The organism is Ignavibacteriales bacterium, from assembly GCA_026390775.1.
GTDB lineage: Bacteria > Bacteroidota > Ignavibacteria > Ignavibacteriales > Melioribacteraceae > Fen-1258.
In genome coordinates this window covers 353,477-380,207 of sequence record JAPLFF010000003.1, presented here as the reverse complement: position 1 = coordinate 380,207, position 26,731 = coordinate 353,477, and the positions used below count along the sequence as shown (strand labels likewise).

Genomic DNA, 26,731 nt, shown 5'->3' with positions numbered 1-26,731 from the left:
AATCTAAGGAATAGATATGAGTATTCTTCTCGACAAAAAAACACGAGTAGTAGTTCAAGGAATTACAGGCGGTGAAGGTTCATTTCATACCAAACAAATGATTGAGTATGGCACTAATGTAGTTGCAGGTGTAACACCGGGTAAAGGCGGTCAAAAATTTGAAGACACAAATGTTCCGATCTTTAACACTGTAGCTGAAGCAGTTAAAGCAACCAAAGCTGATGCATCAGCTATTTTTGTTCCGCCACCGTTTGCAGCCGATGCAATACTTGAATCAACAAATGCAGGAATTAAATTTATTGTGTGCATAACTGAAGGTATTCCCACAAAAGATATGATCGCAGTTTATAATTCGATCAAAGAAAAAAATGTACGATTGGTTGGACCAAATTGCCCCGGTGTAATTTCTCCGGGCAAAGCAAAGATCGGCATCATGCCTGGTTTCATTCACAAGCAAGGTAAAGTTGGAGTTGTATCGCGCAGCGGTACGTTAACCTACGAAGCAGTTAAACAACTTACTGATCTTGGAATCGGTCAATCAACATGCGTTGGAATCGGCGGTGACCCGATTATCGGCTCAAGATTTATTGATATAATAAAATTATTTAATGAAGATCGAGATACAGAAGGAATTGTAATGATCGGTGAAATCGGCGGAAGTGCAGAAGAAGAAGCAGCAGAATTCATAAAGAAAAATGTTAAGAAACCTGTTGTTGGATTTATTGCCGGAAGGACAGCACCTCCAGGGAGAAGAATGGGTCATGCTGGCGCAATTATTTCCGGTGGGAAAGGAACTGCTGCAGAAAAAATGGCTGCAATGAAAAAAGCCGGTATTCATGTTGTAGAAAGCCCGGCAGAGATTGGTATAACAATGAAAAAAGCATTGGATAAAGGAAAGAAGAAAATCGTGAAGAAGAAAATATCCAATAAGAAAAAAATTACTAAGAAAGTTGTAAAGAAAAAAATATCAACAAAGAAAAAGAAAAAATAATGGAGAGAAAATTGAACAATAAGACACTCGCAATTCTTAAACCTGATTGTGTAAAAAAGAATTTGATCGGTAAAGTAGTAACATTAATACAGAAAGCCGGATTTAAAGTTTCAGCAATGAAAATGGTTAAGTTAACACCGGATGCAGCAAAAGGATTCTACGCGATACATAAAGACAGACCGTTCTTCAATGATCTCATTACTTATATGACATCAGGTCCGTGTGTTCCAATCGCACTTGAGAAAGAAAATGCAGTTGAAGATTTCCGGAAACTAATAGGCGCAACTGATCCGGCAAAAGCTGCAGAAGGAACAATTAGAAAATTATATGCTGATAGTATTCAAGAAAATATTGTTCATGGTTCTGATTCTAGTGAGAACGCTGCAATTGAAATTTCACACTTCTTCTCACGCAAAGAACTTCTTGATATAAATGGTTTCTAAAATTTAACATACTCCCCTTCTTCTGTGAAATGATCAAGGGAAGATTTTTATAATCATAAAATGAGAATCAAATGAAAAGTAAATTAACCGGAATAGCATTACTTCTTTTGTTAATTGTTATAGGAATAGGATGCGGTAAGAAAGATGAGAAACAAAATAATCAGCCTGCTGTAAGTTCAGAGGAATTAAATAATCTGAAAAGTGTTGACTTGAATGGACAAAAAGTTTTTCTGAAATATAAATTCGAGAAAGGTGAAAAACTCCGTTATAAACTCATTACGGTTACTACATCGCAACAAACAATCAAAGTAGATTCACTTATGAAATCTGCCGGTGATCAAACATTGACTTACTTTTTCAATATCGAAGTTTTAGAAGTTGATGCCGATAATATTGCTGAGCTTTCACTTAATATTTCTCAAATTATTTTTGACGGACAAGTTAACGGACAAAAATTGCACTATGATTCCAAAGCAAATGTATCCAAAGAAGATAAAGTGAAATATGTAGAATTTGAAACTGTATCAAATACTCCATTCAGAGCAAGAGTAAATCAAAAGGGAGAAATTTTAGAAGTGACAAGAATTGATAAGATGGTTGATAAAATGATTTCGCTCCAGCCCGAAATGCAAAAAATGCCCGCCGATCAAAAAGCTTCTTTGATAAAAAATATTAGCGAAGGCGAACTTAAACCGAGGACACAACTTTTATTTAGAGAATTAACAACAAACGAAGTTGGTAAGGATTCAACATGGCAGAAATCTACACCGGCTAGTTTGGGTGTTTTCAAACTTGAAAATATTATCAACTATAAAGTAAACGATTTCGTAAAGGTTGGCGATGATAAAGCTGCTAAGCTTTCAGCGGTACTTTCCGTAAAATGGTCAGGCGATAAAAAAGGGACTGAGAATGGAATGAACTATTTGTTTGAAGATCCTAAAGTTACCGGAGGCGGTACAATTCTTTTTAATGTTGATAAAGGCAAAGTTATTCGCGGTGAAACAACTACCAACATCGAAATGGGCGTTCAGATTGATGCAAAGGATGCTACGAAAAAAATGAAAAGAACTTTCCGCAAGGATATTTCTGTGAACAAAAATATTGTTGAATTGTTATAATCTCACTGTCACGTTGAACAGAGTGAATGTCTTTACACTCACTCTGTTCGGAATGACGATCATTTTTTTATCCCAACTACAATTTTAGATCCCTCTACTGCTTTGACAATAATTTTGGAATCATGGCTTATATAATCACCTTCCGTAACAACATCTATTCTTTGTCCATTGATTATTGCAGAGCCGGCCGGACGTAGATTTGTTAATGCTATTCCTTCAACACCAATGAGATGATCAAAGATTGGTTTAGCTGTATATCCCGATTTACCGGGGCTGTGTTCTTGCAAAATTAATCTGTTCCAAATATTTGACTTAGGTAATATTTTTGAAAGTAGATAAATAAATATTCCTGTTCCTATAAAAACTGCTGCTAACTGAATAATTGCAACGGATATTAATGACCGGTCTGTTAATTCAAAATCTCCAATCAAACCGAGGAATAATCCGCTTATCATCATGATAATTCCTAAAACACCAACGATTCCAAATCCCGGTATTATAAATATTTCAATCAGAAGCAGAATTACACCAACTATAAATATTACAATCTCAATCACCGAAGCGAGCTGAAGAATATATCCCGAACCAAAAAATAGTACAAGAGCAATAACAGCAATTGTTCCGGGAAAACCCCAGACTCCCATTTTTATTTCCGTAAAGATTCCAAGAAGTCCAATCATAATTAACAAGGAAGAAACGATCGGATTATTTAGAAAGCGGACAAATCCTTCAGCCCAGTTTGAATTGATCGAAATTTCTTCTGCTTTTTCTAATCCAAAATATTTTTTGGTCTCTTGAATACTTGTTAGAACTGTATCAGCCATTTTATATTTAAGAGCTTCTTCGGCGGTAAGTGTTATTAATTTAGTACTGTCGTCTTTAAGATCAGCAACGGAAATTGTTTCATCAACCATACCTTGCGCAATATCCGTCCGCCTTTTATTCTTCTCTGCCGTTGCTCTCATTTCAGAACGCATGTATGATTGATACTTTTCAGATTGTTTTTGTCCGGATTGATCAACAACTGTTGAAGCACCCATCGAAGCACCGGGTACCATTACAATTTTCTCGCATGATAACGCAATTAATGCACCGGCTGATATTGCGCGCTTATCAATAAAAGCAATAGTTCTGATTTTACTGTTGAGAATAGCATCTTTAATTTGTGTTGCCGCATCAACTCTTCCGCCAAAAGTATTAATTCTAAAAATAATTGCATTGGCGCCATTCTTATCAGCTTCTTCAACAACTCGTTTTACATATGGTGCAATTCCAAGATCAATTTCACCTTCAATATTTCCAATATAAATTTTCTGGCGCTGGGCAGATATACTATTTAACAAAGCCAAAGTGACGAGAACAAAAAATAAAATTGAACGTTTCAAGGTTTTCTCTTATGAAGTGAATAATTCCATGATCTACTTACTCAAAAACAAGAAATTATTCAATAGAAATGATTACCGATTTATGAAGGCATAATTCAGAATTTTGTAAACGAGTTTAGCTGCGATATAATTTGATGACGGCATATATTTCGATGGAGCCAATTCTACAACATCAAATCCAACAATATTTTTTTCGAGTCCGACAATTTTCAGAAGATTCATAGTTTCATCCCAGAATAATCCGCCCGGTTCTGTTGTGCCCGTCGCCGGCATAAGCGATGGATCAAATCCGTCAACATCAAATGTGATGTAAACATTTTCAGATAAATTATTCACAACTAATTCTTGCCAATTGTTGCCATACATACCTAGTTTAATTTCACGGGCATAAAAAGTTTTTATACACTTGCGTTTTCTTAACTCGACTTCCTCTTTACACTGTGCGCGGATACCAACCTGCACTATATTAGAATTGAATTCAGCAACCCTCGACATTACACTTGCATGAGAATATTTTGATCCTTCGTAACTATCACGGAGATCGGAATGTGCATCAATTTGTAAAATAGAAAGATTAGGGAATTTTTCATGATGTGCTTTAATTGGTGCAGCAGATAATGAATGCTCACCGCCTAACGTTACAACAAATTTTCCGGCATCTAAGTGTTTTGATACTTCTTTATAAATTTTATCAAATGATTTTTCAACAGATAGCTTTTGAAAGTTTAATGCTTCAAGCGTGCAAATCCCTTTTTCAAAACATAATTCCCTGCTCTGCTCTTCATCATAAAATTCAACGTAATGAGAAGCTTCTAAAATTTCTCCCGGTCCTTTGCTTGTACCTTTACCATAAGAAACAGTTTTTTCTAACGGAGCGGAAACGATTACAATCTTAGAATCTTTGTAATTGGAATATTCTTTTTCTATTGCAAGAAAATTTTCCTTTATGCCGAGTTCTTTCATAACTTCAATTATTCCACCCACCCTCTTTAGTTCCCCCTCCCTGCCTGCCGGTAGACAAGCTTGCTAAAGAGGGGGATTTGGGGAAGTAAATTATTTATTGTCTGAGTTCTCTTTTAATACTGTAGCAATTGCAGAGCGGTCGAATTTCATTTTAACATTATTTCCAACATCAAGTAAAACAATTTTATCTTCAATGCCGGCAATTGTACCGTGCATACCGCCGCTTGTTATAACCTTATCGCCTTTTTCAATTGCTGATAAAAGTTTTGCTCTTTCTTTTGCTCTCTTTTGCTGGGGACGAATAATCATGAAATAAAAGATTGCAAAGATTGCACCGAACATGATCAAAGTGCTGACCATACTTCCTCCGCCGCCTGATCCATCCGGTGAAGGTGCCATTGCTAAAAGAATTTCCATTACTGCTCCTCTATTGATTGAACGTTTATTGAAATGATCTTAGAAAAATAATTTTTCCATTCGATGAAACTTCCGTCTACAATTCTTTTTCTTGCTTCGCGAACTAAGTTAAGATAAAAGGTTAAATTATGTATTGTTGCCAATTCAAGAGCAAGAACTTCTTTTGAATTAAATAAATGTCTTAAATATGCTCTTGAAAAACTTTTGCATGTATAACAATCACATTCCTTGTCTAGTGGATCCATATCATCTTTGTAAGCCGCATTCCTCATCGAGACAATTCCTTGCGATGTAAACAGATATGCATTACGCGCATTTCGTGTCGGCATTACACAATCGAACATATCAACACCGAGAGCGATTGCTTCTAAAATATTTTCCGGTCTGCCTACTCCCATCAAATATCTGGGTTTATCAACGGGCATAAAATCAGTTGTAAAATTAACCAGATCGTACATCGTTTCCATCGGTTCGCCTACTGCAAGTCCGCCTATCGCATATCCGTCAAAATCCAATTTCACTAAATCTTTTGCAGATGCTTCACGCAAATCTTTGTAAACACTTCCTTGAATAATCCCGAATAAAAATTGTTGATGTCCGTAGAGCGGTTTAGTTTCATCAAAAGCTTTCTTATTCAACACAGCCCAATCTGATGTTAGCTCTCTAGATTTTTTCGCATATTCATATTCACAAGGAAATGGTGTACACTCATCTAATACCATCATTATATCAGAACCGATGCTATGCTGAATTTCAATTACTTTTTGCGGAGAAAAAAAATGAGTTGAACCGTCAAGATGCGAACGAAACTCAACACCATCTTTTCTGAGTTTGCGAAGATCCGATAAACTATAAACTTGAAATCCACCGCTATCTGTAAGAATCGGTCTGTTCCAATTCATAAATTGATGAAGACCGCCGGCTTTTTCTAGAATTGTTGTTCCCGGTCTTAAATACAAATGATAAGTATTTGAAAGAACGATCTCAGCATTAATATCATTTTCAAGAACGCGCTGAGTTATAGCTTTAACAGTACCTTGAGTTCCAACCGGCATAAATATTGGCGTTTGCACAACACCATGATCTGTTTTGAACTCGCCTACTCTTGCTTTAGAATTTTTATCTGTGTGATTTACTGTAAAATTTAACAAAACACTTAATAGAAATTTGATGCTAAAGATAATGGAAAATATGAACATTCTCCATTTGAGATTGGAATGAATTCATAACATGATTTGCATGCAAAGGCAAAAGGAACTGAGTCGAGAAAAAGTAATTATCCTTGTTCAGTCTCACCACCCCAGTTAATAATCCCGCCTTTTAGATTGTAAACTTTCTCAAATCCCAAACTTTTCATTTGTCTGCAAGCTGAATAACTTCTACTTCCGGAACGGCAATAAATAAAATAAGATTTTGAACGATCAAGTTTACGTATTTGATCTAAGAAATTAGGTTTATGAATATCTATTAGCTTTGAATTAGGTATTCTTAAAGTTTTATTCTCTTCAAGTGTCCTCACATCTAAAAGAATAGATTTCTTTTCTTCATTCATCATTCTTTCAAATGAATCTGAATCAAAGTGAGGTATATAATTATGATTTTCAAAGAGAGAGGATAAGAGTGATGCCATATTTTTTACTTTCTGAATTTGATCTGGTTAAATTTCCGTTTCCGGAATTAGTGTAAGTTTCAATAAATCTATTTTAGTTTTGTCTGCTTTTAATATTTGAACCGATAAATTATGAATCTTGAATGATTCTCCTTTTACAGGGATTCTTCCAATTCTAAACGTTACATAACCGGCAATAGTTTCATAATCTCCTTCGGGTATTTGAAAATTTAATTCTTCATTCAGATAATCTATTTCTACTTTACCATTAACTAAGTAAGAATTAGCATCTATCTTTTTGGCAATTTTTTCTTCTACATCATCAAACTCATCTCGTATCTCGCCAAATAATTCCTCTATCAAATCTTCGACGGTAAGCATTCCTGCAGTCCCGCCAAATTCATCAACCACAATTGCAATTGAAAATTGTTTATCTAAAAATTCATTAAGCATTTCCAAACTTTTTTTGGTTTCAGGTACAAAGACAACATCACGCATAACGGTTTTAAGATCAGTCGGCTGCTTAAAAATATCTTTACCAAAAACCACACCTTTGATGTCATCCAAATTTTCATCATAGACCGGAAGTTTTGAGTAACCGGAATCAATAAAAGTTTTTAATACTTCTTGCATTGTTGATGTAATCTCAATTCCAACAATATCGGTACGCGGGGTCATTGCTTCGTAGACCCGCTGTTCGCGTATGTCAATAACTTTGCTGATAATATCAGATTGTTCTTCATCCATTTTTCCGGCTTCGGAACTTTCTTCAATTAAATTCTGGATATCTTCTTTATCGAATAGATGCTGTATCTCTTCTTCCTCTTTTAAGTTCGTTCTACTTAAGACTGAAGATATTTTAGATGTTATTTTTACCAACGGATATAGTACAATAGCAATCACCCTCAATGGAATTGCTACGATCATAACAAGCCGGTCCGCAAGTTCTCTACCAAAATATTTCGGGATCAATTCACCAAACAGAAGAATTAGTGCAGTGGATATCAAGAGAATTTCGAATTCCTTGAATCCATATAATTTAGGAAGAAATATAGAGCTGAGTGATGCAAAAGCAATATTAACAGTACTATTTGAAATTAATATTGTGGAGAAAAATTGATCGGGGTTATTGATAAAATATCTTGCGTTCAGAGCGGATAAATTTTTCTTCCGTGCGCGAATTTCTATTTTAATTTTATTCCCAACAATAAAAGCAATCTCGGAAGATGAGAAAAATGCGCTTAGTAAAAGTAAAATAAATAAGCTTAGCAGATAATCGGTCATTTCAATTTCCTAATCATATTATCTTGAGTAAATGATAAACATAGTTGTTACTATGTACAGAACTAAATTAATTATCATGGGAATATCAGTCATTAATACTTCAATTACGTTTTCACCTTTGTCTTTTTTATAGACCAAGTACATATATCTAAAAATTCCGAAAATCACATACGTAGTTGTAAATACTAAATTTTCAGAACCAAAAAAATGGACTGTTCTATCAGCAACAGAATACAAAGCATAACTTAAAATAACTCCGCTTCCGGTCATAGCTGCAATTTGATCAATGAAACTTAGAGAATAGTCTTTAAGAACTAATCTTTGCTCTGAAGGATTAGAACTATTTGCAATCTCCACACGTCGTTTCATTACAGCTAGAAAAAGTGAAAGGAACATTGTAGTAAGTATCAACCAATTTGATATATCAACCGAAATTAAAAATGCACCGGCAATTACACGAAGCATAAATCCCGATGCAATACAAAATATATCAACTATCACAACTTCTTTTAAGAATGAAGTGTAAAAAATATTTATGATAACATAAGCCCATACGATCAAACTAAAATAAAGAGACATTTGCAATGTAATTGCTGCAAGTGTTAAAAAGAAAATAGCCGATATTACTGTTGCAGTAAATTTGGAGACAGTCCCGCTTGCAATAGGTCTATTCTTTTTTAACGGATGGAATTTGTCTTTTGGCGCGTCAATAATATCATTAAATACATACACTGCACTTGAAGCGATCGAGAATGTAAAAAATCCCAGCAATACAGTAAGAAAATAATCTAAACTAAAAATATGTTTTGAGAAGACTGCCGGTACGAAGACAAAAAAATTCTTAGGCCAGCTGGTAACTCTAATTAATTTTATAAAAACAGATATATTAGAAAACCACAGTTTCTTCATAAGTCCCGAAGTGTTGTTTCAATTCACCAACCATTTCGCCCAGAGTAACATAATTATTTGCCGCCTTTACAAAAACCGGCATCAAATTATTTCCATTAAGTGCAGCTTCACTTATTTCTTTCAAACTAATTTCAACTTCATTTTGGTTTCTGCTCTGATGCAGTTCCGCTAATCTTTTTTTCTGTTGGATTTCCACGTCCGGAGAAATTGTTAAAATTGGAATATCAATTTTGCTTTCTTCTTCTACAAACTCGTTAATCCCAACAATAAATTTTTCTTTTTTCTCCAACTCTCTCTGATATCGGTAAGCCGAATCAGCAATATTTTTCTGAAAATATCCGTGTTCGATTGCATCTATAACTCCACCAAGAGAATCAATCTCACCGAAAATTCTATTTGCTTCCGTTTCCATTTTATTCGTAAGTGATTCAACAAAATAACTTCCGCCGAGAGGATCAACAGTATTTATTATTCCTGTTTCATAAGCAAGAATTTGCTGCGTGCGGAGAGCAATCTTAACTGCTTTCTCGCTCGGCAATGCCAATGTTTCATCCATCGAGTTTGTGTGGAGCGATTGCGTACCGCCAAGTACTGCTGCCATTGCTTGAAAAGCAGTGCGGACAATATTGTTTTCAGGTTGCTGAGCGGTTAATGTGCATCCCGCAGTTTGAGTATGGAACCGCAGCCACCACGATCTTGGATTTTTAGCTCCATATTTTTCACGCAATCTCTTTGCATAAATTCTTCTTGCCGCACGGTACTTTGCAATTTCTTCAAAGAAATCTAAATGTGAGTTAAAGAAAAATGAAAGACGCGGTGCAAAAGAATCTATATCCATTCCTCTTTCCAGACAAGCTTCAATGTATGCAAATCCATCCGCTAAAGTATATGCAAGTTCTTGTGCAGCAGTAGATCCGGCTTCTCTAATATGGTAACCGCTGATTGAAACCGGGTTCCATTGAGGTACTTCATTTGCACAGTACTCTATCATATCAGTTATAATTCTCATTGAAGGACGCGGTGGAAAAATAAATTCCTTCTGAGCTATGTATTCTTTTAAAATATCGTTTTGAAGAGTGCCGCGAAGTTTATCAAAACTTACTCCTTGCTTCTGAGCAACTGCAAGATAAAATGCAAAGATCATTGCTGCCGGAGAATTGATCGTCATTGATGTTGAGACTTTGTCAAGTGGAATACCATCAAATAAAATTTCCATGTCTTGAAGTGAAGAGACAGCAACTCCGCAAATTCCTACTTCGCCTTGACTCATCGGTGAATCTGCATCCCACCCCATTAATGTGGGAAGATCGAATGCAACAGAAAGTCCGGTCTGTCCATGCTCAAGTAAATATTTGAACCGCTGGTTTGTATCTTCAGGCGTTCCGAATCCGGCGAACTGTCTCATTGTCCAATTCTTCCCTCGGTAACCGTTTGTATGAATCCCCCGTGTGTAAGGATATTCTCCCGGGAATCCAATTTCTTCAAGTTGATTATTATTTCCAATATCATCTTGAGTATAAAGCGGATTGATCGGTTCGCCGGATACTGTAGAAAATTTCATTCCGGTTTCATCCGACTTCAAAAGTTTATTAATGTATGCTTTTTTTGCTTTATTATATTTATCTAAAGACATTAAAACCTCGACTTTCAAATTGAATTACTCATATTTCTAAAGTGAATTGTAGAAAAAATACGAAAGTGATCAAGTCCTTCCAAATCTTTTATCAAACTCTTCGAGAGGAATTTTTATTACTATTGGTCTGCCATGTGGGCAAACATATGGCATAGACGTTGCAAAAAGTTTGTCAACAAGAATTCTCATTTCCTTTTCGGTAAGTTTATCTCCGGCTTTAATAGCTGCTTTGCATGAAAAAGATTTTGCAAGATTGTCGCGTACTTCAAGCTGATTATGCTGTTCGTTTTTCCTATACTCATTAAGAATATCCAGCAACGTTTCAACTTCATATTCAACTTTTACATCCGATGGGATTCCAACAATTACAATTTTATTCTTTACTTGGAATTTAATTTCAAAGCCCAGATTTGTAAGATAAGGTTCTAATTCTTTCATCAACTGGTAATCAGCCGGATCAAGATTCACTGTCTGCGGAAAAAGAAGATGCTGTGCAAACGGAATGTTTGCTTCAAAAGATTGCATCGCTACTTCATAAAGAATACGTTCATGGGCAACGTGAGCATCAATTATCATTAATCCGCTTTTTATTTGTGATAGAATGTATTTATTGTGAAGCAAAACTAGAAACGGTGTCTCGAATTCTTGTGAAATCCCGCTTTCATGATAAACTTCCGTTGTTTGTTTTTCATCGAAGGGAGTAGAAACCGGCGAAGATGGCGCTGACGATTTTATTTCTTGATTCAGATCATCGAACATCCGGTCCATTTCTTCTTCGCTCATTATTGGAGCGCGGCGTTCTCCATCACTAGATCTGGCAGTAAATGGTCTGTCGCTAAAATCTTGACGATCACTCGGAGAATATTTCCGGTATCGTAAAGATTCTTTCTCGGTTTGTGACCCATCAAAAGTTATGTTAGGAACAAGATCATAACTTCCAAGTGTTTTTTTAATAACAGCCTGAACGAAAGAATAAATTTCTTTTTCATCTTCGAACTTAACTTCCAATTTTGACGGATGAACATTTACATCCACTTTTTTCTGATCAATTGTCATGAACAAAACGAAGAATGGATAATCGCCTTTTTCCAGAACGTGTTCATAAGCAGTAAAAACAGCATGATTAATAATTTTACTTTGTACATATCTTTTGTTCAGGAAAAAGTATTGTTCACCTTTACTTCTGCGTAGATAGGCGGGTTTGGTTACGAATCCTGTGATGGAAATATAATCTGTAATTTCTTTTACTTCTAGAATTGCATCTAGAATATTCTCTGCAAAGACATGTTTCATTCTTTCTTGAATAGTTCCGATAGGAAAATCGAAAACTATATCATCATCGTTGTAAAACTTGAAAGCAATTTCAGGATGACTGAGAGAAATTTTCTTAAATGTTTCAATAATATGTTTAAGTTCGGTTTGATTAGTCTTTAAGAAGTTACGGCGTGCAGGAACATTGTAAAAAAGATTCTTCACGGCGATAGACGTGCCTTTTGCAAAAGATCCTTTTTCTTTTACGATGTTGGAGTTTTCATCAATCTTTAAGAAAGTACCTAGCTCTTCATCTCTACGTTCAGTTTTCAATTCAAAAATACTAACAGCGGCAATTGAGGCCAACGCTTCACCTCTGAAACCAAATGTTCTAATTCCCTCAAGGTCATCAAGTGTTGTAATTTTACTCGTCGCATGTCTTTGAATAGAAAGAACCGCATCTTGCTCACTCATTCCTTCGCCGTCATCAAAAACTTGTATTAAAGTTTTGCCTGCACCTTTTATCATCACTTCAACAGTTGACGCTCCTGCATCAATCGCGTTTTCCATTAACTCTTTTACAACGGATTCAGGCCTGTTTACAACTTCGCCGGCTGCTATTTTGTTAGCAAGAATTTCCGGTAATATTTTTATTTTCTGAGACAATCAGTACCTATACTTTCTAATTTTGTTTTCTAATATAATGATGGACTGTGAAATCAGTAAATAATTCGTTTGTATCAAGTGTCCATTTCGTTCCGTCAATTTCCGGAAAGAATATATCTCCTTCAGTTTCAAAATTCATTTCAGATAAAATTAATGAATCAACTTTATCAATAGCTTCCGAGAATATTTCACCGCCTCCTATAATAAACACTTTATTATAAATGCTGGTGCTAAAATAACTAAACGCAAGATGAAGTGACTGAAAAACAATTACTTCATGAAATTGCGTTGAAAAACTCTGATCGCGGGTTATTACTACGTTTAATCTTCCTTTGAGCGGTTTAGCGATAGCTTCCCATGTTTTTCTTCCCATTATTACCGGAAAGCTCATTGTAGTTTGTTTGAAATGCTGTAACTCTTCTTTAGAATGCCAAGGTACCTTGCCATCTTTCCCGATTACGTTGTTCTTTGAAATGGCAGCGATAATTATTTTTTCCAATAACTAATACCCGCTAAAGCTGATGTTGATATATTTTTCTCGAAAGAAACCTACAATCCAATAATTAATTCACAAAAAGAATCTTTCTCTTACCATGGCTTTTCAATACCTAACTCAATAAGCTTTTCCTCCATCTCAATTCTTTCACGGTTTTTGGAAAGTTTATCATTAATTTTATTGAGCCAGCCGAAATCTTCCGCCAATTTAAGTGCTGCTTGTTTATTACCGGTTACTAATTGTTTAAGTATCTGCAGTTCAAGAGAAGAAAAACTCATTGAGTTCATTCTGTAATCCTTAAATGCTTCCCAAGCTATCGGACACCATCTCGAAACAATTTCATTGCCAATGACATTTGCATAACTGCGGATCTCGAACTGAGCATGATTATCCATACGAAGGGCAAGAAAATTTAAAAGATTGTGTAAATCAATTTTCCAATACGCTTCTGTGTAAGTTGAAAGCGGTAAATCTTTACGTGCTTGTTCTCTTGCAACACCAAGCTGTAATCTTTCTTGATAGATCTCGCGAGCAAATTGCTGAAGTTCTACTTCACGTTCAGTTAGTTTGCTGCCAATCGCGTTATCAAAAAATCCTTCACTTCCCTGCTTATTATCCATTGCTTGAATTCTCCAATTACCTGCATCAGTTTTTTGTGATGCATCAATTGCAATTGAATATCTAGTTGAGTATTCATTAACATTTGCAGTTCTATGGCGTATCCATTGCCGCCATGCATCCATCGGAACACGAACATGCAATTTTATTTCACTCATTTCGAAAGGAGTAGTGTGGAAGTTTCTTAACAGATATCGAATTAACCCGCGGTCTTCAGAAACTTTTTTCGTTCCTTTGCCATAAGAAACTCGTGCTGCCTGAACAATAGCTTCATCACCGCCCATATAATCTACAACGCGGACAAAACCATCATCTAGTACGGGAAATTTCTTCCCAAGAATTTCTTCTAACGCATCTATTTTTATTTTTTCAAAAGTCTCTGTTTGATTTTCCATTTTAATTCTGTCTTATGATTATAGGATTTAATCTTTGTGTACTCTGCGCCTTCTTGGCGTTCTCTGCGGTTAAAAAGCAAAACGCAAAGTGCGCAAAGTTTTTCGCAAAGATCGCAAAGTGAATATCAACATTTTTAGATAGCGTTCTTTTTCGCAAAAAGCTGTATAATTTCTTTGCTGATCTTTCTGCTTGCTATATCAATGCCTTTATCAATCTTCTCAATTGATTCTTCAATTGTATCAAAGTATTCCGAAATCTCTATCACTTTAAGATTTTCCACTTTAGGCAGATCGCCTTCACTCGCACCGCATAGAAAAATAATCGGAATATCTTTTTGCGCGAATTCATTAACGACTATGAAAGCACCTTTGTTTAGAAATGTTTGTGAATCTAATTTACCTTCACCGGTAATGACAAGATCAACTTTATAATTAGCAGCATCAACTTTCAAATCTTCTTTTATGAACTGATCTGCATATTTTTCATCAGCATTAAAAAACATTTTCATTGCCGCAGCTAAACCGCCGCCTGCACCATTCATATTGGATTGTGAATCATCATCTATCTCAAGTTCATCAAGAATATGTGAAAATCCTTTTTCCATTTCCTTTGCTTCTTCATCGGTAGCACCTTTCTGTTCGGCAAATAGCAAACTGGCTCCGTCAATTCCAAGTAATGGATTTTCAACATCTAAAATCATTTCTATTTTGTATGGCAGTGTTACTTCCGGGACAACAATTTTCTCCACCTTAGAAAAGTTTCTTGGCTTGACTTCCAACATATTATCTTTCGAATCGTATAACTCAAGACCAAATGCTTCCATCATTCCCATACCAAGATCATTAGTCCCGGTCCCGCCAATTCCAATAATTACTTTTTCAACATCCATAATTCCGTCCATCACAAAATCATATATCTGAAGTAACAAATCACCCATACCTTTTGATGAAAGTGACATTGGTCTTCTAAATTCTTCCGGAATTAATTTCATACCTAAGACTTCTGCCGATTCAATATAAATGGTTTTAGTTTCCTGATAATATCCGACCGGGCAGAAAAATTTGTCTGCATTGAAAGGATTTGAGATTTCAAAATGAAGAAATTCCACACCAAAGTTTCTCTGACATACTTGTAGAAAACCGTCACCGCCGTCAGAAATTGGCTTCAGTAAAAAATCAATTTTAGATTTTATCTCTTCCGGCAGTAATTTGAACAATGATCCTTTGATATACTCAGTAATCTCAACCGAGTCAGCACATCCCTTAAAACTGTTCGGGGCAATTAAGATATTAAATTTTTTTACGTCCATTATTTTTATTTGTCTGTTTTTAGAATTTCGTTAAAAGAATTAATAAGTTTTTTTTTTTTTACTAGTAAATCTTGAGAAATAATTTTTACTTCACCGATAGCCGGCATAAAATTAATATCGCCGCTCCATCTCGGTACAACATGAAAGTGAAGATGCGAATCTATTCCGGCGCCGGCGGCTTTACCAAGATTTGCACCAAAGTTCATCCCTTGCGGCTTCATGGATTTTTCCAAAACTTTCATTGAAAGACGAACTGTACTCATCATTTCATTCAATTCATTCCGGCTCAAAGCATGAATATCACTAACGTGTTTATTTGGAATGACCATTAAGTGTCCGCTGTTGTAAGGATACAAATTCAGCATCACATAACATAAATCGTTTTTGAAAACAATTAACGATTTGTTGCTTTTGATTGGAAGCTTTAACGCCTCGCAAAAAATACATGCATCAGAATCTTTTTTTGTTTTGAAAGATTCGATGTAGTTAGACCGCCAAGGTGACCAGAGTTTATCCATAAATAAAAAAGGCGGAAGTTGATGTTACTTCCACCCGCAATTTAATCAGAATAAATTTATTCTGCTTCTTCTTCTTTATGTTTTTGATATTCTTCGATTACTTTTGTTTCTGTTTCCTTAGGAACCTCTTCATAATGAGAGAAACTCATCGAAAACATTCCGCGCCCTGAAGTTAAACTGCGAAGTTGAGTAGAGTATTTGTGAAGTTCTGCCAGGGGTACTTTAGCTTTGATTATTTGAAATGAATTCTCCGAATCCATGTTTTGGATTTTACCGCGTCTTCCGGAAATATCGCCCATCACATCGCCCATATACTTATCAGGAATCTTAACATTGATATCATAGATCGGTTCAAGAAGCATCGGTTTAGATTCCATAAATCCTTTTCTAAAAGCCATTGATGCGGCAATTTTAAATGAAACTTCGTCAGAGTCAACAGCATGGTAAGTTCCATCGAACAAAGAAACTTTAACATCAACAACTTTACTTCCAGTAAGAATTCCTTTGGTCATAATTTCTTTCAATCCTTTTTCTACAGCAGGAATGAAGCGACCCGGGACAACACCGCCGACGATGTCATCAACAAATTCATATCCGCTTCCGCGCGGCATTGGTTCTAATTTTAAATGAACATGCCCGTACTGTCCGCGTCCACCCGATTGTTTTTTGTGTTTGTATTCTGAGTCTTCACATTTTCCTTTTATAGTTTCGCGGTACGGAATTCTCGGTTCAACTAATTCAACTTCAACACCGTAACGATCTTTTAATAATTTGATTCCAAGATTAAGTTGAAGCTCACCCTGTCCTGAAACTACAGTTTGTGAAATTTCTGGGTCAAATTTTGTTCTCAGTGTTGGTTCTTCTTCGTGAGCGGTATGTAATGCGGCGGAAATTTTATCTTCATCGCCTTTTGCTTTAGGTTTGACAGCAAAACGTATTACAGGTTCAGGATATTGGATTTCAGGCAGAAGTATTGTAAAATTTTTCGAACTAAGAGTATCTCCGGTGTGACTATCTTTCAATTTTACAACTGCGCCGATATCGCCTGCATTTAATTTTGTAATATCTTTTCTGTTATGTCCGTTCAATACATAAATTTGTCCTAGCCGTTCGATTTTATCTCTGTGAGTGTTTTGAAGATCTAGTCCTGGTGCTAATGAGCCTGAGTAAACTTTGAATATTGAAAGTTCTCCAACATGCTGTTCAGATAATGATTTGAAAATAAGCAGAGCGGGTTCGCCTTTTACATCGCAAGTTAATTTAACTTTTTTACCGCCGTCTTTCATTGATGCTTCAATTGGTTCTCTTTCATTCGGTGCTGGAAAATATTTTACTGCAAAATCGAGAAAAGTGTTTTGTCCAATTCCTTTAGTTGCGGCAAAGGCAAAAGCCGGAATCAATCCGCCGCTTAGTATCGAAGCTTTCAATCCTTTCTGAATTTCTTCATCGCTCAAAGCTCCTTCTTCAAAAAATTTATTCATTAATTCTTCGTTTGCCTCAGCGATTTTTTCAACAAGAACCTCTCTAAGTTTATCTGCGTGTACTTTTAAGTCAGTAGGAATATCTTCTTCAGTAAATTTTTTAGAACCGGCATCTGCATACGTTATCATTTTCATTTTTACCAGATCAATAACAGAATTGAAATTCAAACCTTCTTTTACCGGGAACGAAACAACAGTTATATCATGGCTCAAACGAGTTTTAGCTTGTGCAATAGTTTCAAAAAATTTTGAATGCTCATTATCAACTTTATTAATAATAACTGCCGCCGGTAGTTTATACTTTCTTACATACTCCCATGTTTGTTCTGTACCTACTTCAATTCCCTCAAAACTTTTTATGACTGAAACAGCCAAATCTGCTACATGCAGAGAAGAAATAACCTGTCCGATAAAATCAGGGAAACCCGGCGTATCGAGGATATTTATTTTTGTAGCATTCCATTCCAGATGAAGAGTTGAAGCTGCAATTGAAATCCGTTTTTCGATTTCGTTTGCATTAAAATCGGAAGTAGTGTTGCCTTCTTCTACTTTACCAATACGATTAATTTCTCCGCCAGTGAATAAAAGAATTTCCGAGATCGTAGTTTTCCCACTTCCACCGTGACCAATAAACGCTATATTTCTAATAGCATCTGCGTTATACTCTTTCAAAATTGATTCTCCTTATGTTTGAACAAGAAAAATTACCTGTGTTTTATCGTCTTCCAAAAAGTAATGAAGCCCTTTGTGAAAGCTTTAACATTTTTGATGAGTTCTGAGACTGGATTCTCCGCATCAATATATCTTTTTAGAGAAGTGAGACCGGAAATCTGTTCACGCACTTTTTTGATCGAGCTGTCAATTTCATTCCAATAATTTTCGACTTCCGAGACAATGCGATTTACTCTTCGCGTTACATCATCTAGATTTTCAAAAACGGGAGTTGTTTTTTCAACCAGCTCGTGAACATCTTTGCGTACAGCTTCTACATGATCGACTAATTTCTTCAAATAAATAATTAGGAAAATACATAAAGTAGAAGCCGATAGGATTAATATGATAAGAAGAATATCTATTATATTCATAAATTTTTATGAGTCCTTCTCTGTTTTATAAGCATCCATGCCAGCTCTAATTGCTGTTTTCAGCCGTTCACCTTCTTTTTCAATTTTTTCTTTACCGGCTTGTGTATAATTACCGACTTTACCTTTTGCATCGCTTAAAATCTTTTCAGCTTCACCTAAAAGAGTATCTACTTTTTCTTTTGTATCAGATACCAATTTTTCGGATTTTTTTTTACCCTCATTTATGAGTTGTGATGCTTTGTCTTTTGCGTTTGCTACATAGTTCTCCGCATCTTCCATAAAATCCTGCGATTTGTTTTTAATTTCTTCGCGTAATTCTTTACCGGACTTTGGCGCAAATAGAAGAGCGATGATTGAACCTACAGCAGCGCCTGTCAAAAAACCTATCAATAATCCTTTACCAATTCCATTTTCTTCATTATTCATCTCAAACCTCCATCAGTTTTATTTGAAGTGGTGTTAAAATATAAACAGTGGGCTCTAAAATCAAGGATAGAAAGGTCTGTAGGAAAATTTGATGTGAACGGGTGTTAATCAAACATGAAAGGTGAAAAGTGAGAGGTAAAAGTAAAATCTTTAATTCTTTTCACCTCTGACCTTTCATGTCTCACGGCTTTTTTGTCACATATTTTTAATTATTGCTCTTCCAAAATCAGAACAACTTAATTCGGTTGCACCTTTCATCAAACGTGCAAAATCATAAGTAACTGTTTTAGATTTGATTGCTTTACCGATAGCTTTTTCAATTAATCGAGCAGCTTTTTTCCAGCCCATGTATTCAAACATCATAACGCCAGAAAGAATAACTGAACCCGGATTAACTTTATCAAGTCCGGCATATTTTGGCGCGGTTCCGTGTGTAGCTTCAAACACTCCGCCGAAATAACTCATATTAGCGCCCGGCGCAATTCCTAAACCGCCAACTTGAGCTGCAGTTGCATCAGATAAATAGTCGCCATTTAAGTTTGGTGTAGCCAAAATGGAATATTCGGTTGGACGTAGCAAAACTTGTTGGAATATGCTATCAGCGATACGATCTTTGATCAAAATTTTTCCTTGAGGTAATTTGCCATTATAATTCTTCCAGAGATCATCTTCAGAAACAGTAACATCGCCAAAATATTTTTTAGCAGTTTCATATCCCCACTCTTTAAAAGAACCTTCGGTAAACTTCATGATGTTACCTTTGTGAACAAGTGTAACACTTTCTCTTTTGTTAGCGACTGCATATTCAATTGCTTTCTTTACAAGTCTTTCAGTTCCGAACTTGCTCATCGGCTTAATTCCTATACCGGATTCCATACGGATTTTTTTCTGAAATTTTTTGTTAATGTACTTGATGAGATCTGTTGCTTCTTTTGATTCAGCTTTGAATTCTATTCCTGCGTAAACATCTTCCGTGTTCTCTCTAAAAATTACAATATCTAAATCTTGCGGACGCTTTACCGGGCTTGGTGTTCCTTTGTAATATTTTACAGGGCGGACACAAGCAAAGAGATCAAGTTCTTTTCTGAGAGCAACATTTAAACTTCTAATACCGCCTCCGATAGGCGTGGTAAGCGGACCTTTAATTGCAATCATGTATTCTTTGATTGCATCAAGAGTTTCACCCGGAAGCCATTGATTCTTTCCGTAAGTCTTTACAGCTTTTTCTCCAGCAAACACTTCCATCCAAACAATTTTCTTTTTTCCATTGTAAGCTTTTTCAACAGCGGCATCAAAAACCATTTTAGATGCAAACCAAATATCAGGGCCTGTTCCGTCTCCTTCTATAAAAGGAATAACCGGATTATTTGGAACTGACAACCTACTGTCTTTAATCGTAATCTTTTCGCCTTCTTTTGGAACTACTATTTTTTTGTACTTAGCCATTATTACTCCGTGTTTTATTCAATGAATTTTTATATTCTTTGCGAAGAAAGAACAAAACAACTAAACCCAGAATTACCGCAAACCATAAAGTTACCATTCTAATAATAATCGTTGTAGCAATTGCGGTCTCGTTAGGAATACCGCCTTTAATCAAGATTAAACTTAATGAACCTTCCGTTACACCTAATCCACCCGGTAACATAGAAACCGCACCGACTATTATAGAAAATGCATAAACAAATGTAGTCCATAGAATCGAAAAACCCTGTTCAAAGTTAAAGAGAATCAAATAAAATCCAAAGCACTCAAAGGACCATGAAAAAATACTTACACCGAGCATTGAGAAAATTGCTTTAGGTTGCAGTAATATATAAGCGCTTTCATAAAGATTTTTAATATTAGAAATTTGTTTTTTTATGAAAGGTATTTTTGCAGAAAACATTATTATGCGTTCAGCAATTGCCCGGTTGCTAATTACAATTATCAAAATGATGAAGAAAGAACCGACAACGTAAATTAATACACTATTATAATGGAAATATAATCCGCCTATTAATGCAAGAAAAGTTAGTGATAAAAGATCTGTTAATCGTTCTGCAAAAATTATTGATGCCGTTTTAGAGATCGGTTCATTTATTATTTCTTTAAGCAATAATGATTTTAGTACCTCTCCCATTTTTGCAGGAGATGCACTCATTGCCAAACCGGAAAAAAATATTTTAATAGAGAGTAATCTTGAAATTTTGATCTTTAATAATTTTAAATAGTATTCCCATTTAATAAATCGAAATGCATAATTACCTAAAGACAGACATAACAAGGCAGGTAGTAAAAGCCAGTTAAACTGTTTGAAAGAATTAATTATAGAATTAAAATCAGTGAGTACACCGAAGAGAAAAATAATTAGTGCGGTAAGAAGAAGAGATATTATTAGATTTTTTTTTAGTTTTTCAAACAAGTCACAAAATTTCCATTAGTGATCCATAAAGTTTTGCCAGCGGAAGACCGACAACGTTATAATAGCAGCCATCAATTTTTTCTACAAACACTGCACCGAAATCATCTTGAATACCATAAGCTCCGGCTTTATCCATTGGACTGCCAGTTCTAATATAATCGTTAATTTCTTTTGATGTTAATTTTCTGAATGTAACTTTTGTTCTTTCATAATCCACAACACTTTTCCCGTTCATCAAATTTTTCACAACAAATCCGGTAAAAACAAGATGTGTCTTTCCACTTAGTTTTAATAAGATATTGTAAGCATCTTTTTCATCCTTGGGCTTTCCGATAATTTCTTTATTAAGAACTACAATTGTATCGGCAGTTATTATAATTCCTTTCCTCACTTTCAAACTAGCTGCTTCAGATTTGTGGAGAGCAAGTCTGCGGACTGTTTGTACAGGATGTTCTCCGTCTAAGACTTCTTCTTTAAGATCAACTGAAAATGATTTGAAGGAAATGCCTAATTGTTTAAGCAGCTTTCTCCGTCTGGGCGATTTTGAAGCTAAATATATTTGAAGGTTTGTTTTGAACATGAAAAATTTTTATCGGTTAAAATAAGAAGTGGTTCAATGCGGATGAAAAGATTAACGGAATAAAGCTTTAATGCTTCCCCATGTTCTCTTTACGCTTGATATATTACTATGTGTAACCGATACTACTTGAGAATATGAAACAGAACCGTCGTTATCAACTATCTTCAATCTATAAACGTATAATTGATCTGAAGTTTTAAATGCAGATTGATCAACATATTCATAATTTTTATCTGATCGAGGCGATACATTTCCAATTTCCATAAAACTGCCGTTAACAGTTTTTCTTTCAACAACAAAATAATTAAGATTTGATTCAGTTATAGTCTGCCACGAAACAACAACATTTCCATCTTGGCTGTGTGCCGAAAATTTTAACAGATCAACTCCCGCGTAGGTTATTAAAGCGGAAAGAATGATAAACAATATGAAATATGTAGTTTTCTTCATTTTTACGTAATAAATATATCCTTCGTGGATAAGATTGTCAAGTTTTTTATGTCACACACGCTTATACTTGTTCCAATTGCCAAATTTGAATTTTAAAAAAATAACACCCGCATAAAGGACGACGTAAAACGGAAGTGCAGACCAAGCGCCTAACAAACCAAATTTCAGATAGACTCCCAAGAAATAAGCGATGGGGACAAAAACAAACCAATTAACAATTACCTCGGACAACATTACATAAAGAGTCTGACCTGCAGCTTGTAATCCATTTGCGAGTACAACTCCTACCGAATAAAATATTTGTCCAATTCCGGCTATTCTTAATGCCGGCACAGCTGTTTCAATAACAACCTGATCATTAGTAATAAGATGAAGAACTAATCTTGGAATAGTTACGAAAATGATTGCTACAAAAAGAGTAAATATGCTTGCAAGTTTACTAGTTTCATAACCATAATATTTTGCTTTATCAATATCTTCACTTCCAATACTATTGCCAACAAGAGTTTGAATGGCAATTCCAAATCCGAAACAAGGCATAAGAGAAAATTGTAGTGCAGAAAAAATAATTGTACTTGCTGCTTGTTCTGCTGTTCCGATAAATCCGGTAATAGATATAAAACTTAAGAATCCAACAAGTATAAAAATATTTTGAAGTGATACCGGAAGTGAAATATTTATTATCGAAGAAGCAATTGATTTATTAAATCTAAAATTTCTGAAGTAATTAAATTTATGTCTGAATGAAGGTAACAATGAAACAGTGAAATAAAAAAAAGCATCGCAAATTGTTGCGATTGTAGAACCAAGTCCGGATCCGGCGAGACCCATGCCCTTCATACCAAATCCGCCATAGATGAAAAAATAATTGAAGATTATGTTCAGGAAGTTTATAAGAATTGCGGAATACATAAAAATCTTTGTCTTCCCTATCCCGAAGAAAAATCCACGATAGGAAACTGTTATTAGAAAAAACGGAATCCCCATAAAACGGTAATGCAAAAACTGTCCGGCATAGAATCCAACTTTGGGATCAACTGCAAAGAAATTAGCGATGTCGAAAGAAAATGCAACAACAATGGAAGCAATAACAGTTCCTATTAACAAAGCTATAATAAGAGAAGTATTAAGAACATCACCGCATTTATCAAATTCTTTTGAACCAAATCTTCTTGCAATCAATACATGAGTTCCGGTTGCAAGACTTGAGAATAGACTTACAACAGCCCAGGTGGCAAATACACCAATACCCATTGCTGCAAGATAATACTCGGCGTTAAAAAGACGGCCAACCATTGCAGTATCAACAAGCGAAACAACCATTTGAGTTGATAATCCAGCAATTGCAGGTAGGGCTAAGTGAAGAATGTATTTATGATCTTTATTGAACTGTAATTTCATATGTTACTAAGATATTGAATTAACAATGAAACTTCATAACAGAATTTATTGTGAAATTTAGACTTATCGCCATCATTAATGTTACAGGTATAGATAAAACTTGCCAGATGGAATCAGGTTTGCTATTTTGCATAAGCAACTGCTTTATAAAAGGTCTAAAATAAAAATGACAAAGCAGGAAGAAATAAAATATCTTGTCCACACGCTCGGCATCAAACAAAACATGATTGCCGAGAAACTTGGTATTAAAGTCCAAACACTTACCTATTTACTCAACGAGAGTCCGCAATTTGATGATGAACTTTATCATCAAATAAAAAAAATAATTGATGATTACCAATTTGAGCTAAATCTTTTTGAAGGCGATTACGTTGACAGTATAGATTTGTTCACTGATGATAAACTTCAACTTGGCGTTGGTGAAAGGTTGCGCTTGTTTGCAAAAAGAAAATACGGCACATTAAAAAAGCTTGCCGAAGCAATGAAGATTTCCCCGCAGCAGTTACAACAATACATCAGCGGAAAAAGAGAACCTGGGACAAGAATTTTAGTTAAACTTTTAAAATTAGGATGCGATGTTAATTGGCTTCTTGGCGGAAAAGAATCAATTGAATCTTACAAGATTTACAAATTAGAAACTGAATTAAGAAAGCTGCAATCAAGTTTTACACAAATAGCGGACCTAACAAAAAAAGCTGAGAGTGGGCATTAAACAAGTTGGTTAATAAGGAACTTGTTATTAAAGTAAAAGCGACTTATGTCGCTTTTTTTGTGGAGCTAAACGGGTTCGAACCGATGACCTCTTGAATGCCATTCAAGCGCTCTCCCAACTGAGCTATAGCCCCAAATGCAATTCAGAATTGAGAATTGCTAATTGAGAATTGCAAAAAACAAATTCGAATGAATCAAAACTAATAATCAGTATTCGAATTGTCAATCATTGAAACAATCACTAACAACTCATCACCAATCAAAACATCATTTGTTCTTCAAATCATTTTCATTGATAATATAATTCCATAACTCTTTCCCTTTTACATCATATACTGTGCATTTCATAACTCTGTTTTTACTTTTTCCGCTTATGTTGAAAATTGCAAAGTTATGCTCATCGGAAATTTTACCAGGCACTCTCAAATTATTTAATTCATCTTTACCGGGTGAAACTCCGGCAGTGAAAGACGAAATAGTAAAATCATATAACGGATAAGCCCCGGCTCTCTCAAGTTTTGTTAATTCTGAATGGTGTCTATCACCCGTTAAAAATATTACGCCTTCAATACCTTCATCCTGAATTAGTTTAAGAAGTTTGGCTTTCTCTTCAGGAAATCTGTTATAAAGTTCTATGTAATCTTTTTCAACGGGATTTAGCATTTGTCCGCCGGTTGCAATTATTTTAAAGGGCGCTTGACTTTTAACAAGGTTATCAATCAACCATTGAATTTGTTCTTTGCCAAACATTTCTTTATCACCGGTTTTACGATCGTTAGGAGTTCTGTAATAACGGTCATCAAGCAAAAAGAAATCTACATCTCCCCACTGGAAAAAAGTTGTAATCCCCGGTTTCCCATTAATTCCATAAGAAGGATTTGCCCAGAAAAGTTTAAATGCTGTTAAAGTTTTATCTTTTAAATAAAACCCTCTGTCGCTGTCATTGGGACCATAATCATGATCATCCCAAATTGCATAGTTAGACATCGAACCAAGAACCGGTTGCAGTTCAGGCAAAGCGCGGTCGTGTGTATATCTTTTAATAATTCCAGTCCAAGAATCGAAATCAACTTCACGTAAATAAAGATTGTCACCAAGCCAAAGCATAAAGTCAGGATGTTTATCATAAATACTTTCTAAGATTTCGAATTCAGAACCATAAGGTTTTCCCGGTCTATCATATATAGGTTCATTTATATACAAACAGCTTCCGGTTACAAAATTAAATTCCGGCGGATCTTTTCTCCACTGCCAAAGTTCTTGAGTTTGAAATTTCAGATCATATGGACGTACAACTTTTTTCCCATTAAGATAAAGTTCATAATTATATTTTTGCCCCGGCTCTAATTGATCACATATCAATTTAGCAGTAAACGCATCTTCATCTTTTGTAATTATTTCTTTTGTAGAATATTTTCTCTGGAGATCATTTACATTCCAATAAACGAATTTAACTTTTGCGGATGATTTAGTTTGTACCCAAAGTACTGATTCTCGCATTGAGCTATAACCAACCATCGGACCGGCTTGCAAGAGATCTTGAGCAAATAACTCAGCCGATAAGAAAAAGAGAATACAGATAAAATAGATTTTGACAGGAACTTTCATTTCATATTCCTTATATAATGATTTTCATTAATAGAAAAATAATGAATAATTTTTGATACCCCAATAAAAGAATTGAATTAGATAGAGAACAAAAATATCTTTGTATTAAACAACGGCTAGAATAAATGAAATATAGATCAGCAATAAATATTTTTTTAATACTCTCTCTTTTCAGTATAATGTTTATATCAGCATGCGATGACACAGCGAACATAACAGGAATTGATAACATAATAATTCCATCGTCTAATGTTAAATACGCACAATATATTCAACCGGTACTAACAGCACATTGCACAGGTGCCGGATGCCATGATGATCAGACAAGTGCAGCGGGATTAAGTTTAACATCGTGGTCAAACACAAGAGCAAACAGTCAAGTGGTTTTTCCCGGATTGCCGCAGAACAGTAAACTTGTTTGGTCTATAGAAGGAACAAGCGGAAATATAATGCCGCCGCTTGGTTCACCTTATAAGCCACTTAATACAAATCAGATTAATGGAATAAAAATATGGATTCAAGAAGGAGCTAAGGATAATTGAAAATTGCGAATTGAGAATTGATAATTAATTTAAGACT

General features: G+C 35.2%; 27 protein-coding genes and 1 tRNA gene. 5 read left to right on the top strand and 23 right to left on the bottom strand.

The annotated features are described in order from the left end of the window. The first annotated feature begins 16 nt into the window (after positions 1–16). The 3 genes from sucD (at position 17) to NTZ27_01955 (ending at position 2,552) form a co-directional block, all read left to right on the top strand. Positions 17–991 carry a succinate--CoA ligase subunit alpha gene (sucD, locus tag NTZ27_01965; GenBank protein ID MCX6173503.1) on the top strand — a complete coding sequence of 325 codons (975 nt, stop codon included), beginning with the start codon at positions 17–19 and terminating at the stop codon, positions 989–991. 11 nt (positions 992–1,002) lie between these two features. Next, a complete protein-coding gene (gene ndk, locus NTZ27_01960; GenBank protein MCX6173502.1) occupies positions 1,003–1,434 on the top strand; it encodes a nucleoside-diphosphate kinase in 432 nt (143 codons plus the stop codon). 71 nt (positions 1,435–1,505) lie between these two features. Then, positions 1,506–2,552, top strand: a complete 1,047-nt coding sequence (locus tag NTZ27_01955) for a DUF6263 family protein (protein ID MCX6173501.1) — start codon at positions 1,506–1,508, stop codon at positions 2,550–2,552. Between the two features lie 59 nt (positions 2,553–2,611). Here the strand turns inward: NTZ27_01955 and NTZ27_01950 are convergent, their stop codons facing one another. From NTZ27_01950 to NTZ27_01850, 21 genes are all read right to left on the bottom strand, one after another. Then, positions 2,612–3,937 carry an ATP-dependent Clp protease proteolytic subunit gene (locus NTZ27_01950; GenBank protein MCX6173500.1) on the bottom strand — a complete coding sequence of 442 codons (1,326 nt, stop codon included), beginning with the start codon at positions 3,935–3,937 and terminating at the stop codon, positions 2,612–2,614. 72 nt (positions 3,938–4,009) lie between these two features. Further along, complete coding sequence (gene speB / locus NTZ27_01945; GenBank protein ID MCX6173499.1) at positions 4,010–4,921, bottom strand: agmatinase; 912 nt, start codon at positions 4,919–4,921, stop codon at positions 4,010–4,012. 69 nt (positions 4,922–4,990) lie between these two features. Beyond that, on the bottom strand, positions 4,991–5,317 hold the full coding sequence (yajC, locus tag NTZ27_01940) for a preprotein translocase subunit YajC (GenBank protein MCX6173498.1): 327 nt from the start codon (positions 5,315–5,317) through the stop codon (positions 4,991–4,993). Continuing rightward, positions 5,317–6,516, bottom strand: a complete 1,200-nt coding sequence (tgt, locus tag NTZ27_01935; GenBank protein ID MCX6173497.1) for a tRNA guanosine(34) transglycosylase Tgt — start codon at positions 6,514–6,516, stop codon at positions 5,317–5,319. Before tgt ends, yajC begins: the two co-directional genes overlap by 1 nt. A gap of 77 nt (positions 6,517–6,593) precedes the next feature. Next, entirely contained in the window at positions 6,594–6,947 is a 354-nt protein-coding gene (locus NTZ27_01930) for a rhodanese-like domain-containing protein (protein ID MCX6173496.1), read from the bottom strand. 27 nt (positions 6,948–6,974) lie between these two features. Continuing rightward, positions 6,975–8,210: a hemolysin family protein gene (locus tag NTZ27_01925; GenBank protein ID MCX6173495.1), complete on the bottom strand. Its 1,236-nt coding sequence runs from the start codon at positions 8,208–8,210 to the stop codon at positions 6,975–6,977. Positions 8,211–8,228: 18 nt separating this feature from the next. Further along, on the bottom strand, positions 8,229–9,119 hold the full coding sequence (locus tag NTZ27_01920) for a decaprenyl-phosphate phosphoribosyltransferase (GenBank protein MCX6173494.1): 891 nt from the start codon (positions 9,117–9,119) through the stop codon (positions 8,229–8,231). Further along, the gene (locus tag NTZ27_01915) at positions 9,097–10,752 is read right to left on the bottom strand and encodes a methylmalonyl-CoA mutase family protein (GenBank protein ID MCX6173493.1); all 1,656 of its coding nucleotides are present in this window, start codon (positions 10,750–10,752) and stop codon (positions 9,097–9,099) included. Before NTZ27_01915 ends, NTZ27_01920 begins: the two co-directional genes overlap by 23 nt. Before the next feature lie 69 nt (positions 10,753–10,821). Continuing rightward, positions 10,822–12,669 carry a DNA mismatch repair endonuclease MutL gene (gene mutL / locus NTZ27_01910; GenBank protein MCX6173492.1) on the bottom strand — a complete coding sequence of 616 codons (1,848 nt, stop codon included), beginning with the start codon at positions 12,667–12,669 and terminating at the stop codon, positions 10,822–10,824. 16 nt (positions 12,670–12,685) lie between these two features. Beyond that, positions 12,686–13,168 carry a dihydrofolate reductase gene (locus tag NTZ27_01905; protein MCX6173491.1) on the bottom strand — a complete coding sequence of 161 codons (483 nt, stop codon included), beginning with the start codon at positions 13,166–13,168 and terminating at the stop codon, positions 12,686–12,688. An 89-nt stretch (positions 13,169–13,257) separates the two neighbouring features. After that, the gene (gene thyX, locus NTZ27_01900; protein ID MCX6173490.1) at positions 13,258–14,178 is read right to left on the bottom strand and encodes an FAD-dependent thymidylate synthase; all 921 of its coding nucleotides are present in this window, start codon (positions 14,176–14,178) and stop codon (positions 13,258–13,260) included. 134 nt (positions 14,179–14,312) lie between these two features. Beyond that, positions 14,313–15,488, bottom strand: a complete 1,176-nt coding sequence (locus tag NTZ27_01895) for a glycerate kinase (GenBank protein ID MCX6173489.1) — start codon at positions 15,486–15,488, stop codon at positions 14,313–14,315. A 5-nt stretch (positions 15,489–15,493) separates the two neighbouring features. Then, on the bottom strand, positions 15,494–16,006 hold the full coding sequence (locus NTZ27_01890; protein MCX6173488.1) for an HIT domain-containing protein: 513 nt from the start codon (positions 16,004–16,006) through the stop codon (positions 15,494–15,496). 56 nt (positions 16,007–16,062) lie between these two features. Continuing rightward, on the bottom strand, positions 16,063–18,159 hold the full coding sequence (gene fusA / locus NTZ27_01885; protein MCX6173487.1) for an elongation factor G: 2,097 nt from the start codon (positions 18,157–18,159) through the stop codon (positions 16,063–16,065). Between the two features lie 32 nt (positions 18,160–18,191). Next, on the bottom strand, positions 18,192–18,572 hold the full coding sequence (locus tag NTZ27_01880; GenBank protein ID MCX6173486.1) for a DUF948 domain-containing protein: 381 nt from the start codon (positions 18,570–18,572) through the stop codon (positions 18,192–18,194). A 6-nt stretch (positions 18,573–18,578) separates the two neighbouring features. Then, on the bottom strand, positions 18,579–18,998 hold the full coding sequence (locus tag NTZ27_01875; GenBank protein MCX6173485.1) for a YtxH domain-containing protein: 420 nt from the start codon (positions 18,996–18,998) through the stop codon (positions 18,579–18,581). Positions 18,999–19,193: 195 nt separating this feature from the next. Next, positions 19,194–20,444 (bottom strand): isocitrate dehydrogenase (NADP(+)), encoded by a 1,251-nt coding sequence (gene icd / locus NTZ27_01870; GenBank protein ID MCX6173484.1) that lies wholly within the window; start codon positions 20,442–20,444, stop codon positions 19,194–19,196. Continuing rightward, the gene (locus NTZ27_01865; protein MCX6173483.1) at positions 20,437–21,402 is read right to left on the bottom strand and encodes a lysylphosphatidylglycerol synthase transmembrane domain-containing protein; all 966 of its coding nucleotides are present in this window, start codon (positions 21,400–21,402) and stop codon (positions 20,437–20,439) included. The genes icd and NTZ27_01865 overlap by 8 nt, the downstream gene beginning before the upstream one ends. Position 21,403: 1 nt before the next feature. Then, positions 21,404–21,982 (bottom strand): Maf family protein, encoded by a 579-nt coding sequence (locus NTZ27_01860; protein ID MCX6173482.1) that lies wholly within the window; start codon positions 21,980–21,982, stop codon positions 21,404–21,406. Between the two features lie 51 nt (positions 21,983–22,033). Continuing rightward, positions 22,034–22,432, bottom strand: coding sequence for a hypothetical protein (locus tag NTZ27_01855; GenBank protein MCX6173481.1), 399 nt, complete (start codon positions 22,430–22,432; stop codon positions 22,034–22,036). A gap of 51 nt (positions 22,433–22,483) precedes the next feature. After that, positions 22,484–23,833, bottom strand: a complete 1,350-nt coding sequence (locus NTZ27_01850; GenBank protein MCX6173480.1) for an MATE family efflux transporter — start codon at positions 23,831–23,833, stop codon at positions 22,484–22,486. Positions 23,834–23,999: 166 nt separating this feature from the next. On the opposite strand from NTZ27_01850, the gene NTZ27_01845 reads away from it, so the two are divergent. Further along, entirely contained in the window at positions 24,000–24,545 is a 546-nt protein-coding gene (locus NTZ27_01845) for a helix-turn-helix transcriptional regulator (protein MCX6173479.1), read from the top strand. A 60-nt stretch (positions 24,546–24,605) separates the two neighbouring features. On the opposite strand, the gene NTZ27_01840 is transcribed toward NTZ27_01845, so the two are convergent. Together NTZ27_01840 and NTZ27_01835 are read right to left on the bottom strand one after the other, a co-directional pair. Continuing rightward, positions 24,606–24,678: transfer RNA gene (locus NTZ27_01840), tRNA-Ala, on the bottom strand. A gap of 133 nt (positions 24,679–24,811) precedes the next feature. Next, positions 24,812–26,152, bottom strand: a complete 1,341-nt coding sequence (locus NTZ27_01835) for an alkaline phosphatase D family protein (GenBank protein ID MCX6173478.1) — start codon at positions 26,150–26,152, stop codon at positions 24,812–24,814. Between the two features lie 125 nt (positions 26,153–26,277). Between NTZ27_01835 and NTZ27_01830 the strand changes: the two genes are divergently transcribed. Continuing rightward, complete coding sequence (locus NTZ27_01830; protein MCX6173477.1) at positions 26,278–26,694, top strand: hypothetical protein; 417 nt, start codon at positions 26,278–26,280, stop codon at positions 26,692–26,694. The last annotated feature ends 37 nt before the right edge of the window (positions 26,695–26,731 follow it).

Bases quoted from the DNA above. Each gene is read 5' to 3' on its own strand.
- NTZ27_01875 (MCX6173485.1), bottom strand. From the start codon at position 18,998: ATGAATAATGAAGAAAATGGAATTGGTAAAGGATTATTGATAGGTTTT.
- NTZ27_01835 (MCX6173478.1), bottom strand. From the start codon at position 26,152: ATGAAAGTTCCTGTCAAAATCTATTTTATCTGTATTCTCTTTTTCTTA.
- thyX (MCX6173490.1), bottom strand. From the start codon at position 14,178: ATGGAAAATCAAACAGAGACTTTTGAAAAAATAAAAATAGATGCGTTA.
- NTZ27_01845 (MCX6173479.1), top strand. From the start codon at position 24,000: ATGACAAAGCAGGAAGAAATAAAATATCTTGTCCACACGCTCGGCATC.
- NTZ27_01890 (MCX6173488.1), bottom strand. From the start codon at position 16,006: ATGGATAAACTCTGGTCACCTTGGCGGTCTAACTACATCGAATCTTTC.
- icd (MCX6173484.1), bottom strand. From the start codon at position 20,444: ATGGCTAAGTACAAAAAAATAGTAGTTCCAAAAGAAGGCGAAAAGATT.
- NTZ27_01915 (MCX6173493.1), bottom strand. From the start codon at position 10,752: ATGTCTTTAGATAAATATAATAAAGCAAAAAAAGCATACATTAATAAA.
- NTZ27_01925 (MCX6173495.1), bottom strand. From the start codon at position 8,210: ATGACCGATTATCTGCTAAGCTTATTTATTTTACTTTTACTAAGCGCA.
- NTZ27_01895 (MCX6173489.1), bottom strand. From the start codon at position 15,488: ATGGACGTAAAAAAATTTAATATCTTAATTGCCCCGAACAGTTTTAAG.
- NTZ27_01850 (MCX6173480.1), bottom strand. From the start codon at position 23,833: ATGAAATTACAGTTCAATAAAGATCATAAATACATTCTTCACTTAGCC.
- NTZ27_01955 (MCX6173501.1), top strand. From the start codon at position 1,506: ATGAAAAGTAAATTAACCGGAATAGCATTACTTCTTTTGTTAATTGTT.
- yajC (MCX6173498.1), bottom strand. From the start codon at position 5,317: ATGGAAATTCTTTTAGCAATGGCACCTTCACCGGATGGATCAGGCGGC.
- NTZ27_01920 (MCX6173494.1), bottom strand. From the start codon at position 9,119: ATGAAGAAACTGTGGTTTTCTAATATATCTGTTTTTATAAAATTAATT.
- NTZ27_01830 (MCX6173477.1), top strand. From the start codon at position 26,278: ATGAAATATAGATCAGCAATAAATATTTTTTTAATACTCTCTCTTTTC.
- NTZ27_01855 (MCX6173481.1), bottom strand. From the start codon at position 22,432: ATGAAGAAAACTACATATTTCATATTGTTTATCATTCTTTCCGCTTTA.
- NTZ27_01860 (MCX6173482.1), bottom strand. From the start codon at position 21,982: ATGTTCAAAACAAACCTTCAAATATATTTAGCTTCAAAATCGCCCAGA.
- NTZ27_01880 (MCX6173486.1), bottom strand. From the start codon at position 18,572: ATGAATATAATAGATATTCTTCTTATCATATTAATCCTATCGGCTTCT.
- tgt (MCX6173497.1), bottom strand. From the start codon at position 6,516: ATGTTCATATTTTCCATTATCTTTAGCATCAAATTTCTATTAAGTGTT.
- sucD (MCX6173503.1), top strand. From the start codon at position 17: ATGAGTATTCTTCTCGACAAAAAAACACGAGTAGTAGTTCAAGGAATT.
- NTZ27_01930 (MCX6173496.1), bottom strand. From the start codon at position 6,947: ATGGCATCACTCTTATCCTCTCTCTTTGAAAATCATAATTATATACCT.